Annotated in this window: 9 protein-coding genes; 4 read left to right on the top strand and 5 right to left on the bottom strand. The window is 70.7% G+C overall.

All coding sequences use genetic code 11. The features are described 5' to 3' along the window. Positions 1-137: 137 nt before the first annotated feature. The 3 genes from P1P70_RS29500 to P1P70_RS29490 form a co-directional block, all read right to left on the bottom strand. The gene (locus tag P1P70_RS29500) at positions 138-308 is read right to left on the bottom strand and encodes a DUF4287 domain-containing protein (RefSeq protein ID WP_413471567.1); all 171 of its coding nucleotides are present in this window, start codon (positions 306-308) and stop codon (positions 138-140) included. A 147-nt stretch (positions 309-455) separates the two neighbouring features. Beyond that, positions 456-1,544, bottom strand: coding sequence for a multiple monosaccharide ABC transporter substrate-binding protein (chvE, locus tag P1P70_RS29495; protein ID WP_319243063.1), 1,089 nt, complete (start codon positions 1,542-1,544; stop codon positions 456-458). Positions 1,545-2,097: 553 nt separating this feature from the next. Beyond that, positions 2,098-2,814 (bottom strand): polysaccharide deacetylase family protein, encoded by a 717-nt coding sequence (locus tag P1P70_RS29490; protein ID WP_319243060.1) that lies wholly within the window; start codon positions 2,812-2,814, stop codon positions 2,098-2,100. A 672-nt stretch (positions 2,815-3,486) separates the two neighbouring features. On the opposite strand from P1P70_RS29490, the gene P1P70_RS29485 reads away from it, so the two are divergent. After that, on the top strand, positions 3,487-9,003 hold the full coding sequence (locus P1P70_RS29485) for a glutamate synthase-related protein (protein ID WP_319243058.1): 5,517 nt from the start codon (positions 3,487-3,489) through the stop codon (positions 9,001-9,003). Beyond that, the gene (locus P1P70_RS29480) at positions 9,000-10,772 is read left to right on the top strand and encodes a sulfite reductase flavoprotein subunit alpha (protein WP_319243055.1); all 1,773 of its coding nucleotides are present in this window, start codon (positions 9,000-9,002) and stop codon (positions 10,770-10,772) included. The genes P1P70_RS29485 and P1P70_RS29480 overlap by 4 nt, the downstream gene beginning before the upstream one ends. Here P1P70_RS29480 and P1P70_RS29475 read toward each other — a convergent pair. Next, positions 10,751-11,101 (bottom strand): hypothetical protein, encoded by a 351-nt coding sequence (locus P1P70_RS29475; RefSeq protein ID WP_319243053.1) that lies wholly within the window; start codon positions 11,099-11,101, stop codon positions 10,751-10,753. The genes P1P70_RS29480 and P1P70_RS29475 overlap by 22 nt on opposite strands. 107 nt (positions 11,102-11,208) lie before the next feature. Between P1P70_RS29475 and P1P70_RS29470 the strand changes: the two genes are divergently transcribed. Beyond that, the gene (locus tag P1P70_RS29470; protein WP_319243050.1) at positions 11,209-11,415 is read left to right on the top strand and encodes a hypothetical protein; all 207 of its coding nucleotides are present in this window, start codon (positions 11,209-11,211) and stop codon (positions 11,413-11,415) included. Between the two features lie 80 nt (positions 11,416-11,495). Then, entirely contained in the window at positions 11,496-12,266 is a 771-nt protein-coding gene (locus P1P70_RS29465; RefSeq protein WP_319243065.1) for a DeoR/GlpR family DNA-binding transcription regulator, read from the top strand. A 45-nt stretch (positions 12,267-12,311) separates the two neighbouring features. On the opposite strand, the gene P1P70_RS29460 is transcribed toward P1P70_RS29465, so the two are convergent. Next, positions 12,312-12,605, bottom strand: a complete 294-nt coding sequence (locus tag P1P70_RS29460; RefSeq protein ID WP_319243047.1) for a winged helix-turn-helix domain-containing protein — start codon at positions 12,603-12,605, stop codon at positions 12,312-12,314. Positions 12,606-12,953: the final 348 nt, after the last annotated feature.

The raw sequence follows: 12,953 nt of genomic DNA, 5'->3' as shown, positions 1-12,953 counted from the left end.
TCATTTTTCTGTTTTTTGTTTTTTTTGTTTTGATTCCGGAGCCCCCAGTACTCACACTAAGGCGTTTCTTCGCACGGTCCAAGTTGTTTAAGAGACCGCCCCTGCTGACAGGGAACGCGGCGTCAGGGGCGCCCGGTTCAGCCCTCGGACCGTTCGGCGAGCGTGTGGGCCACCAGCGCGTTGGCGTGGCCGTGCCCGAGGCCGTGTTCGCTCTTGAGCCAGGCGACGAGTTCCATGTGCCGGGTCAGCGGCGAGGACCGGATCAGGTCCTTCCACTCAGCGATCGGACGGCCGTACTTCTTCTCGATAGAGGGGAAGTAGCTGGCGGGGCCTCACACGGGTGCGGTCATGGCGTCGCGTCCTTTCCAGTCCTCGTGGGCGCTCGTTCTCACAGGTCATGACCGGCGGGGACGGGAAAGGTCATCGGGCTTCCGGAGTGATCCGGGCCACACCGGTCACTCCAGGTCTTCGGCCGTGTAGTAGTCGCTGCCGAGCAGGATGTACTCGTAGTTGGACTTGTCGACGCTGATCGGCTGGAGGAGGTACGCGGGTACGGCCTTGACGCCGTTCTTGTAGGCGCGCCTGTTGTTCAGCTCGGGGGTGTCGCCGTTGAGGATGTCGTCGGCCATGTCCGCGGCCCGCTCGGCGAGTTGCCTGAGGTCCTTGTAGATGGTCTGCGACTGCTCGCCCGCGATGATCGACTTCACCGAGGCCAGTTCGGCGTCCTGGCCCGTGATGACGGGCAGGGGGTTGCCGGCGGTGCCGTAGCCGTCCGCCTTCAGGGCGTTGATGACGCCGATGGAGATGCCGTCGTACGGCGACAGGACCGCGTCGACCTTCTCGGTCCGGTACGACTCGGCGAGGACCTTGGTCATCCGCTTCTGCGCGGTCGGCCCGTCCCAGCGCAGGGTGGTGATCTGGTCCATGTCGGTCTCGCCGGACCGGACCACCAACTGCTTGTTGTCCAGGTACGGCTGGAGGAGGTGCATCGCGCCGTCGTAGAAGTACTTGGTGTTGTTGTCGTCCGGGGAGCCGGCGAACAGCTCGATGTTGAACGGGCCCTTGCCGTCGTCGAGGCCGAGCTTGTCGATGATGTGCCGGGCCTGGAGGCGGCCGACCTGCTCGTTGTCGAACGAGACGTAGTAGTCGACGTCCTTGGTACCGAGGATGAGCCGGTCGTAGGAGATCACCGGGATGTTCGCGGCCTCGGCCTGCTTGAGTACGCCGTTGAGGGACTTGTTGTCGATGGCCGCGATGATGAGGGCGTCCACACGCTGCTTGATCAGTTTCTCGATCTGCGCGACCTGGGCCTTCGGATCGTCGTCGCCGTAGACCAGTTCGGCTTTGTACCCCTTGCCTTCCAGGTCGGCCACGACGCTCTTGCCGTCGGTGAGCCAGCGCTCGGAGGCCCGGGTCGGCATGGCGATACCGATCGTGCCGCCCTCGGAAGCGGCCTCGCCGGCCTCGCCGCCGCAGGCGGACACGGTGAGAGCGAGGGAGGTCGCTCCGGCGAGGGCTGCGAGGACGGCTCTTCGGTTGCGCATGGTGGTCATTTCCCGTTCTGGTCGTCGTGGGCAGGGTGACGGCGCGCCGGATGACTGCGGGAGGGCGGCGGAGCGGGTCGGGTGGCCCCGGGGAGCATCCGCCGGGCGGCCCGGCGGACCACGAGGGGCCGGCCGGGTCGTCGGGAGCTCGCCACACGAAGGCTGTTCCGACTCCGCTGCCGGAGCGCGCCGCCACGCGGGTCGGGCGGCGTCACGCCGTTCCGACCACGTGGGTGCTGCTTCCGGTGATACGCGGGCACGTGCCTTTCAACCGTTCGAAATCTCGTCACATGGTCGGCATATTGGCGAGACATTAGGAGGGGATGTGCGAGGTGTCAACGGAACGAACACGAATGATTGCAGAGACTGGTGGGGCGGGTGGGGTGGAAATGCGGTGCGCCGTGGGGGCGGCGCACCCGTGTCGACTACCGCCTGCAGCATTGCCTGCAGCACGCCTGCACCCGCTGCCCGTACCGATGCTCGTGGTGCTGTCGCACCGCTCCCCGCTCCGCAGTCGTACCGGTCGTACGGGCCGTCCTGGTGAAGGCGCTGGTCAGGGGCGGTATGCGGCGCGGTTGTGGTAGGTGACCTTGTTGATGGGGAGCTTGGTGGGGGCGAAGAGCTGGTCGACCGTGACGAAGTGGAAGCCGCGGGCCTTGAGGGCCTTGATGATGCCCGGCACCGCGTCGACCGTCGTCTTGTGGATGTCGTGCATGAGGACGATGTCGCCGGGCCTGGTCTCCGCGTTGACGTACTTCACGAGCCGGGCCGAGTCCTTGTACTTCCAGTCGAGGGTGTCGACGCTCCAGTGCACCAGGGGCCGCCCGGCGGCCGAACGCACGGTCGCGTTGTGGGCGCCGTAGGGGGCGCGGAAGGTGGTGGGCTTCTTGCCGGTCGCCTGCTTGATCGCCGTGTCCGTGCGGGAGAGCTGCGACTTTACCTTCGCGGCGCTGAGCTTGGTCAGGTTCGCGTGGTCCCAGCTGTGGTTGCCTATCTGGTGGCCGGCCTGCGACGCGGCACGCACCGTCGCCGGGTTCTTCTGGACGTTCGTGCCGACGGCGTAGAACGTCGCTCTGACGTTCCGGTCGTTGAGGAGGCCCAGCAGCCGCTGGGTGTCCTTGACCGGCCCGTCGTCGAAGGTCAGGGCGACACACTTCACCTTGCGGCAGTCGACGGCCTGGGGGGCGGCGGAGGCTGACGTGGCGGTGCCGACGAGCGTGGTGGCGCACAGGGCTGTGGTGACGGCCGAGATGACGAGGCGACGTTGCATCAGATCCTCCGTTGACGACGAGCTGCGCCTGAACTTCCCTTGCGGGCAGCGGACTTCCTTGTAAGACGCACGCGACACGGTCTTGGATGTACGCGAGGGGCAGCACGATTCGGAGGGGCTCGCACCGGTTCGGCGCGACTGGGTCCGGCGCCCCGCCCGGCGAGCGGCTTCCACTGCCTCCGGGAGTACGGGACGCCCCGGTACGGCACGCAAGTGGCACGGCAGGACGGCCACAACTCGACTCATGCACAAGGAGGTTGAGAGGGCTCCGACGACCGGGACCACGACCGGCCCGTGCGGCGACACGGCGCTCGGCAGACAAAGGCGGAACACGGCGCTCGGCGGATATAGGCGGGGCACGGCGCTCGGCAGACAAAGGCGGGCCAGGGCGCTCAGCAGACAAAGGCGGGACACGGAACCCGACAGAAAAGCGCAAAAACGCACAGATCACCCAGGACGCCCAGCACACGCCACCCGGCACATACGTGCAGAGCACACCCTTGCCGAGAATTTAGGCCAGCCTTACTATGTTCAATCGCACCACTCAGGGCCCCGGCCGCCACACCGGTCCGCCCGCGGCGAGCGCTCCACCGACGCAGCCTGGCCGTTCCTCCCCCGTCCCCAAGGGCCTGGGAGGCGCCCCCAGCCGGAACACGCTCACGGGACCCGCCCTTGAATCTCGCATCTGCCACGCCCGTCGGTCTGTACGACCCCGCCCGCGACCACAGCGACTGCGGTGTCGGCTTCCTCACCCGCCTCGACGGGACGCCGAGCCATGACGTCATCCGCAAGGGCGACGAGGCGCTCCGCGCCATCCCGCACCGCGGCGGCACCTCCGCCGAGGGCGTCGGCGACGGCGCGGGCGTCAGCGTCGACCTGTCGGTGGAGTTCTTCACCGCGCTCACCGGCGAGGACCTGCGCGCCGGGCACTTCGGCGTCGCCAACTGCTTCGTGCCGACCGACCCGGACCGCCGCGCCCACGCGGTCGACCTCGTCGGCCGGTGCGTCGCCGAGGAGGGCTTCGAGACACTGCTCGTACGGGACGTGCCCGTCGACCACAGCGTGGCCCGGCCCGCCGCCGAGCAGTACCAACTGCCCATCGTGCAATGGGTGTTCCGCGCCCCGCAGGAGTGGTCCCGCGAGGACGTCGACGCGGCCGCCCACCGCGCGCTGCTCGCCGTCGAGGCCGTCGCCTACGCCGACGCCGACACGTACGCCGGGCTGTACCCGCTCTCGCTCAGCGCGCGGACCCAGGTGCTCAAGGGCCGCCTCAACTCCGGTGAGATCGTCGGGTACTTCCGCGACCTCACCGACCCCCGCCACTCCGTGCGGTCCCTGTACTTCCACACCCGGTTCTCCACGAACACCGAGCCGCACCCGACCATGGCGCAGCCGTTCCGGCTGATGGCGCACAACGGCGAGCTGAACACCGACCGCAAGAACCGGCTCTCCGACGAGGCCCTCGCGCGCGCCCGGACCCGCAGCATCGTGCGTCCGCCGGGGCAGTCCGACTCCAGCCGCCTGGACCAGACCCTGCAGAGCCGCGTCTTCGACGACGGCCTGGACCTCGTCGAGGCCGTCGTCTCGCTGATGCCGCCCGCCTGGGAGAACGACCGCACGCTCCCCGCCCCCGTCCGCGACATGCTGGAGTACTTCTCCCTCTACGAGGAGAAGAACGACGGCCCCGCCGCCCTCATCTTCAGCGACGGCGACGTCGTCGGCGCCCGCCTCGACCGGCTCGGGCTGCGCCCGCTGCGTACGGTCGAGACCGCCGAGTACCTGATGGTGGCCTCGGAGGCCGGCCAGGTCGCGTTCCCCGACGACGAGGTCGTGCACCGGGGCCGCATCGAGGCCGGCGGCATGCTGGTCGTCGACCACCGCGCCGGACGCGTGCTGCGCACCCGTGACGTGCTCGACGCCCTCGCCGTGCGCCGCCCGTACGGCGAGCTGCTCGACGCGGCCCGGGTGCACCTCGACGACCTGCCCGCCCCCGACTACTACCGGGGCACCACCACGCTCGGCTACGACGGCGACCTGAGCCTCGCCGGCCGGTACGTGGCGTACGCGCTGAACCAGGAGAGCTTCCGGTTCATGCTCGACCCGATGCTCGCCACCGGCTCGGAGCGGATCTCCGCGATGGGCTACGGCAACGCCATCAACGCGCTCAGCGACACCGAGGGCGGCATGGCGAAGTACTTCTCGCAACGGTTCGCCCAGGTCACCAACCCGCCGCTGGACAGCATCCGCGAGGCCGACGGCATGAGCATGCGGGTCGCGCTCGGCCCGAAGCCCGACGGCACCCACGCCACCAACGGCCGCCAGCTCGTCGTCTCCTCCCCCGTGCTCGGACACCTCGACATGGTCCGGCTGCGGGACCAGCGGATCGTGCCGCTGGAGCGCTTCGCCATGCTCTACGACCCGGTCGGCGGGGACGAGACCGCGAACGCCGACGCGCTCCGCTCGGCCCTGCACCGGCTCTGCGACGACGTCGAGCGGTTCGCCGCCGAGCAGGGCGGCATCGCGCTGCTCACCGACCGGGCCGTCTCCTCCACGCGCGCCCCGCTGCCCGTGATCCTCGCCGTCGCGGCCGTCAACCAGCGGCTCATCGAGACCGGGCTGCGGCTGCGCGTCTCGCTCGTCGTGGAGAGCGGCCAGCTGGCCTCCTCGCACCACGTCGCGACCGCGCTCGGCTTCGGCGCCTCCGCCGTCTACAGCCTGAGCGCACGGCTGCGCGCCGAAGAGAAGTTCCCCAGCGCGGCGGCACCGGCCGGTGAGATCACCGAGACCGACCGGGCGCTCGCCAAGTTCCGCAAGGCGGCCGAGAAGTCCCTCGCCAAGACCATGGGCCGTGTCGGTCTGTGCACCGCCGAGAGCTACATCGGCGGCGAGTTCTTCGAGCCGAACTACCTCGACACCCGCGACGACGTCTTCGCCCAGGCCTTCCCGCACATGGAGGCCCCGGTCGGCGGCGTCGGGTTCGCCCGCATCGCGCAGGCAGCCACGGACTGGCACGAGCGGGCCCGCACGGTCGGGACCGAGCAGCAGATCCCGCTGCTGGGGCTCTTCAAGGAAAGGTCGGACGGCGCCGGGCACTCCTTCGGCGTCACCGCCGTGCGCGGCTTCGGCGACATGGTCGAGGAGCGGCCGGAGTTCGGGAAGCCCGACGACTCCGACGCGCTCCGCCTGCTCACCCTCGGCCAGCTCGACGACGCGTTCGGCATCACCGACGCCGCATACCGGAACACCGGGTACGACGCGCTCAGCGACGCCGAGATCGACGCGTTCCGGATCACCCCCGGCTACCGCGCCTTCCTGCGGACCACGCACGAGGAGCGCTCGCGCCGCCCGGCCGCGCTGCGGGACGTGCTCGCGCTGCCCGCCGACGTCACGGGCCTGCGTACGGCCGAGGACTTCGCCCGGGAGCTGGGCCGGTTCTCCACGGACGGGAACGCGAGCGTCACAGTGCGCGGGATGGCTGTGACGGTCACGGCGGACGGCGTCCACCTGCGCCTCACCTCCCCGGGGCCCGAGGCAGCCGAGCGCCATGCGGCCCTCGCCGACGGCCTCGCCCGCCTCGGTGACGTACGGACCGTCGCCGTGGACGCCGACGGCGTCACGGTCACCGCCTCCGGCGCCGCCGCCCACCTCCTCGCCCTCCTCGACAGCGCCCCCGACAGCGTCCCGCTCGACGAGGTGCAGCCCGCGCACGAGATCACCCGCTCGCTCGCCTCCGGCGCGATGAGCCACGGCGCGCTGGTGGCGACCGCACACGAGGCCGTCGCGCACGGCACCAACATGGTCGGCGCGATGTCGAACAGCGGTGAGGGCGGCGAGCACCACACCCGGTACGGCACCATCCGGGGCTCCCGGATCAAGCAGTTCGCCTCCGGCCGCTTCGGCATCTGGGCGGGCTATCTCGCCGACCCGATGCTCCAGGAGCTGGAGATCAAGATCGGGCAGGGCGCGAAGCCCGGCGAGGGCGGCCAGCTGCCCGCGCCGAAGGTCACCGTGGACATCGCCGCCGCCCGTGGCGGCACCCCCGGCATCGAGCTGATCTCCCCTCCCCCGCACCACGACACGTACTCCATCGAGGACCTCGCCCAGCTCATCCACGACTGCAAGGCCGCCCGCGTCCGGGTGATCGTCAAGCTGGTCTCCTCAGAGGGCATCGGCACCATCGCGGTCGGCGTCGCCAAGGCCGGCGCGGACGTCATCAACGTCGCCGGGAACACCGGCGGCACGGGCGCGGCGGCCGTCACCAGCCTCAAGTACGCCGGGCGTTCGGCGGAGATCGGTGTCGCCGAGGTCCACCAGGCGCTCGTCGCCAACGGCCTGCGCCAGAAGGTCGTCCTACGCTGCTCCGGCGCCCACCAGACCGGCGGCGACGTCGTCAGGTCGGCCCTGCTCGGCGGCGACAGCTTCGAGTTCGGCACCACCGCGCTGATGATGCTCGGCTGCGTCATGGCGAAGAACTGCAACGTGAAGTGCCCGGCCGGCCTCACCACCAACCCGGAGGTCTTCGAGGGCGACCCGCGCGCCCTGGCCCAGTACCTCCTCAACATCGCGCACGACGTCCGCCAGATCCTCGCCCGCCTCGGCCTGCGCTCACTGCGCGAGGCCCGGGGCCGTACGGACCTGCTCCAGCTCCTCGACCACCCGGCGAGCGTCGGCCGCCTGGACGTCCGCCGTCTCCTCGCCCGCGTGCCCGAGAAGATCGTCGAGCACCCGGAGTACCTGGAGAAGGACTTCACCACCGACGACGCCCTGATCCAGCGGGTCCGCGAGGCGCTCCTCGACCGGCGCGAGCCGTCCCTGCTCGTCGAGGGCGTCCGCCTCGGCAACAGCGACAAGTCGGTGGGCGGCCAGCTCGGCATCGATGTGGAACGCCTCCTCAACCACGAGTTCGAAGGCGCCGTGCCCGCCGTCACCACCGACGACCGCGGCCGCCGCCGCCTCGTCGACGACGCGGTCCGCATCCGCACCACCGGCTCGGCCGGACAGTCGTACGGCGTGTTCTGCAACGACGGCATCACCCTCGAACACACCGGCACCGCCAACGACGGCGTCGGCAAGAGCCAGAGCGGCGGCCGGATCGTCGTCCGCGCCCCCGGCGGCGGCAGCACCGAACGCGGCGGCAACGTCCTCGTCGGCAACTTCGCCCTGTTCGGCGCGACCGGCGGCCGGACGTTCGTCCAGGGCGAGGCGGGCGACCGGTTCGCCGTGCGCAACTCCGGTGCGACGGCGGTCGTCGAGGGAGTCGGCGACTTCGGCTGCGAGTACATGACCGGCGGCACCGTCCTCAACCTCGGCGGCTTCGGCAAGGGCCTCGGCAACGGCATGAGCGGCGGGTTCCTCTACCAGTACGACCCCTCCGGCGAGCTGCCGGGCCGGGTGAGCGCCGACTCTCTCCTCGTCTTCCCGGTGACGGACACCGCGCACGGCGCCTTCCACGAGGAGGCCGTACGACTGCTGCTGACCTGGCACGTGGAGGCCACCGGCTCGCCGCTCGCGGCCCGGCTGCTGGAGAACTGGCCGAGCGAGCGGGAGCACGTGTACTGCGGGATGCCCCGCGCGCTGCTCCTCTACCAGGACGCCGGTGAGATCCTCGCGGCGGCGACCCGCAACGAGCTGTTGGACGAGCTGGCGACGTCGATCGCGACGGACAAGCTGCGCGCGTTCAAGGTCGACTACCGCGACCGCCGTACCGTCCTCGGCGGCCGGGCCCCGGCCTTCGGCGACCAGGGCAGCGACGACATGTTCTCGCTGCTGTCGTCGTACACGGTGCTCGGTGTCGCGCAGGACCTCGCGCTCCAGCGGGTGCCCGGCGCGAGCGGCCCGGACGACCCGAAGGTCGCCGAGGCCGTCCGGAACCTGATCCTCACCGAGGACTTCTTCGTCAAGCAGCGGGTCGTGAAGTACCTGCGCGGCACGCTCGACCGCTTCGACGACGGCGAACTCGCCACGCTCATCGCGATTCTGCGGCTCGACGACTACAAGCGCGCCCTGAAGCAGCGCAACAACCTCAGCGTGGACGCGCCCGGCACCTCCGGCTGGATCGTCCACCAGACCACGAAGAACGCGGGCCGCATACGCGCCGCCCGGTTCGACGAACTGCTCGCGAACGCCGCGCTCGACGACATCGCCGCGCGCCTCGCCCCGCAGGCCCCGACCGAGACGGTGACCGCGTGACCCTGCTGCCCCCGGCCCTGCCCGCGACCGGCTCCCTCATCCCGGCCGACGCGCCGTTCTCCGCCCAGCAGGAGGCGTGGCTCGCCGGGTTCCTCGCCGGTGTCGCGGCCGCCGGACGCCGGCAGGGCGCGGGCTCCGACGCACCGGCGGCGACGATCGACGTCCTGATCGGCACCCAGACCGGCAACGCCGAGCTGGTGGCCGAGGACGTCGTCGCCGGCGCCCGCGCACGAGGCCTCGGCGGCCGGACCACCGCGCTCGACGACGTGACCCCCGAGGCGCTCGCCGCGATGTCCCACGTCCTCGTCGTCACCTCGACGTACGGCGAGGGCGAGATGCCCGACAACGCCGGGCTGTTCTGGGAAGCGCTGCAGTCCGACACCGCCCCGCGCCTGGAGGGCGTCCGCTACGCCGTCCTCGGGCTCGGCGACCGTGGCTACGACGACTTCTGCCAGGCCGCGAAGCTCATCGACACCCGGCTGGAGCAGCTGGGCGCGACCCGACTGCACGAACGCGTCGACTGCGACGTGGACTTCGAGGAGCCGGCGGCGGGGTGGACGACGGCGGTACTGGAGCGCCTGGCCGCGGAGACCGGCGCGACGGGCGGCGCGGGCACGGGCGCCCCCGTGTCGAAGGCGTCGGAGGCGTCGGCGGCACCCGCACGCCCCCGCTCCCCGTGGAACAAGCGCACCCCGTACCCCTCCCGCCTCACCACGAACCGGCTCCTGTCCTCCCCGCACAGCGCGAAGGAGATCCGCCACTACGAGTTCGACCTCGGCGACAGCGGCATCACCTACGAGGCGGGCGACGCGCTGGCGGTCGTACCGCTGAACGACGAGACGCTGGTGCGCGACCTCCTGACGTACCTGGACGCGGGCGGCGACGCGGAGACGGCCGAACTCCTGCGCACCGAGCGCGAGATCCGCACGCCGTCGAAGGAACTGATCGCCGACCTCGTGGAGCGGGCCCCCACGAGCGAGCTGGCCTCGGTCGTCGCCCACGGCGACCGCTCGGACCTGGACTCCTGGCTCTGGGGCCGGGACGTACTGGACCTGCTGCGCGACGCCGGCCCCGAGGCACCGTCCCTGGCCGAACTCCTGCCCCTCCTCCGGCCGTTGCAGGCCCGCCAGTACTCGATCTCGTCGAGCCCGCTGGCGCACCCCGGCAGCGTCCACCTCACGGTCGCGTCGGTCCGCTACGACTCCGGGCAACGCACGTACGGGGGCGTGGCGTCGACGTATCTGGCGGACCGGATCGGCGCGGACGCGACGGTGGGCGTCTACCTCCAGCCGAACGCCGCCTTCGGCGTCCCGGCCGACGACGACGCCCCAATGGTCATGATCGGCCCCGGCACGGGCATCGCCCCCTTCCGCGGCTTCCTGCACGAGCGGGCCGCGCGCGGGGCCTCCGGCCGCAACTGGCTGTTCTTCGGCGACCGGCACCGTGAGACGGACTTCGTGTACGAGGACGAGCTGACGGAGTTGCGCCGACTCGGCACGCTCACCGAACTCGACCTCGCCTTCTCCCGCGACCAGGCCGAGAAGGTGTACGTCCAGACGCGGATGCGGGAGCGGTCGCGGGAGCTGTACGCGTGGCTGGAGGACGGCGCGCACGTCTACGTCTGCGGCGACGCCTCCCGGATGGCGAAGGACGTCGAGGCGGCACTGCTGGGCGTGATCGCCGAGCAGCGCGGCCGTGGCGACGACGACGCGGCGGAGTACCTGGCCGCTCTGCGCCGCTCGAAGCGCTACGTACGGGACGTGTACTGACGATGCCCGACCACGACGGCTGCGGCTTCGAGGCGTGCCGCGGCCGACGGACCGGCACCGCACGGCTGATCGACCCCCGGATGCCGGAACTGGCCCGCAGTCTGACCCTCTTCCGCCACGTCCAGGCGCTCACCGGCGGCCCGGTCGCCCGACTCGACCAGGCGGGCAGCTACGCGGTACCGAGCCTGCGCGGCGAGGCGTTCGCGATCCACCCGGGCTCGATCGCACTGCGCCTGGACGCCGCCGGGGTGGCCGCGGCCGTGGTCGCCCGGGACGCCGAGGACGCGGTCTCCGTACGCCTGCTCGACGCGACCGGCCGTGCGGTGCACGAGGGCCGGCTGCTGTCGGAGGGAGACCGGCTGCTGGCGGGCCTGGCGGACACGGTCGAGGCGGGGGCGCGGGCCTGCGGAACGCCGGACCGCCCCGACGTGCGGCGGTGGCGAACGCCTCCCTGGAGCTGGACCTTCCCGCCGTCCACTCCTGCCACCTCGTCCGCTCCCCCGCCGCCCACGGCCCCACGTCCTCCCTGGAACTCGACGACGAGAACGGTCACTGCGTCGCGGTCCTCACCCAGTTCGGCATCGTGGGGGAACCGGTGCACTCGGCCTGGGAGCATCTGGCGGCATCCTTGCCGGACGCGTAGGAACGGCCGCCTGGGCGGTGGTCAACTGCGGCTGTCAGTCGGCGGGTTGCGCCGACTGCCGACGTGTAGTGTCCCGTTGCGTGCTGGCCGAACGACGACACCAACTCATCCTGCGAGCCCTGCGCTCGAGCGGCACCGCGTCCGTGACCGATCTCGCCGAGCGGCTTGGTGCCAGTGCGGCGACCATCCGTCGTGATCTCCTCAAACTGGAGGGGGACGGGTTGCTCACCAGGGTGCATGGCGGAGCGGTTGTCGAGGAGGACCAGCTGCCCTTCGACGAGTCCGCCGCGGTGCAGGTGACGGAGAAGGACGCGATCGCCGCCCGGGCGGCCACGATGATCGACGACGGTCAGTCGGTCATTCTCGACAGCGGAACGACGGTGCACCGGCTGGCGCTTCAGCTGCGTGGTCGCCGACTCACGGTGATAACCAACAACCTCGCGGTCTACGACGAGCTCATCGATGACGAGAACATCGACCTGATGTTGCTCGGGGGCATGGTCATCCGCGAGTCACGCATGCTGGACGGTTTCGTGACCGAGGACAACCTCCGGCAGGTCCATGCCGACTGGCTGTTCATGGGGGCTTGCGGCCTTCGCCCCGGAGGCCAGGTCATGGACACCACGGTGGCAGAGGTGCCCGCCAGACGCGCCATGATCGCCGCCAGCGACAAGGTGGTCCTCCTGGCCGACGAGAGCAAGTTCCCGGGAACGGGCATGGTGAAGATCTGCGATCCGGAGGACCTGGATGTGGTCATCACCAACGCGTCGGCAGACGACACGACCTGTAGGGCCCTGCGTGAGGCCGGCGTGAGGGTGATCCCGGCGGTTCCGGACTCGGCCACCGGCTAGCACAGCAGCTCGTACGGCCGGACGACGTCGAAGGGCCGCGTCGCGTCAGTCGGCGGCCGTGTCCTCGCCAAAGGTGTCGAGTGACGGCGGCTCGGCGCGAACGAACGTGCCCTTGATCGGGACCGTGATGACGAGGCCCTGATCGCGGAGGTCGCGGACAGCCCGTCGGACGGTGTTGACGGCAACGCCGTACTGCTCGGCGAGATCGCGCTCGGCAGGGAGCCGCGCCCCCACGGGCAGACGCCCCGTCCGGATCTGTTCGGCAATGTGGTGCACAACCTGGAGATACACGTAGACGTGGCTCGCCGGGTCGGGCCTCCAGTCGTGGTCATCAGCCATGCATGCACGCTAAGGCGCCTCGTAGCGACTCACCACATGCGGGAACATCCGCATGCAACCCTATGCTTCCTATTGCTACCTAACGCACCTAGATGCAAGACTGCCCGTGCGACGCCGAAAACCCCGGCGAGGTGGACTAGACCTCCCGGGGCGCGGCCGATCTGACCTGACTTGGAGCAGACCGACATGACGAACCTTATCCGCCGTGCCGCCCACAGGCTGTGCCTCCTGTTCGGTCCCGGGACCGGGACCCGCCGGGCGGGCACCACCAACGCACACCGGCCGGCTGACCGGACTGCCCGGCGCCGACGACCCTCCGTGCCCAACCCCACCGCCGTACACCGGCCC

The sequence above is a fragment of the Streptomyces sp. MB09-02B genome (assembly GCF_033794485.1).
GTDB lineage: Bacteria > Actinomycetota > Actinomycetes > Streptomycetales > Streptomycetaceae > Streptomyces.
Note: the sequence above shows the minus strand (reverse complement) of the source record. Positions and strands in the feature narration are given on the sequence as shown.

Coding starts and splice junctions, on each gene's coding strand:
- chvE (WP_319243063.1), bottom strand. CDS start 1,544: ATGCGCAACCGAAGAGCCGTCCTCGCAGCCCTCGCCGGAGCGACCTCC.
- P1P70_RS29490 (WP_319243060.1), bottom strand. CDS start 2,814: ATGCAACGTCGCCTCGTCATCTCGGCCGTCACCACAGCCCTGTGCGCC.
- P1P70_RS29460 (WP_319243047.1), bottom strand. CDS start 12,605: ATGGCTGATGACCACGACTGGAGGCCCGACCCGGCGAGCCACGTCTAC.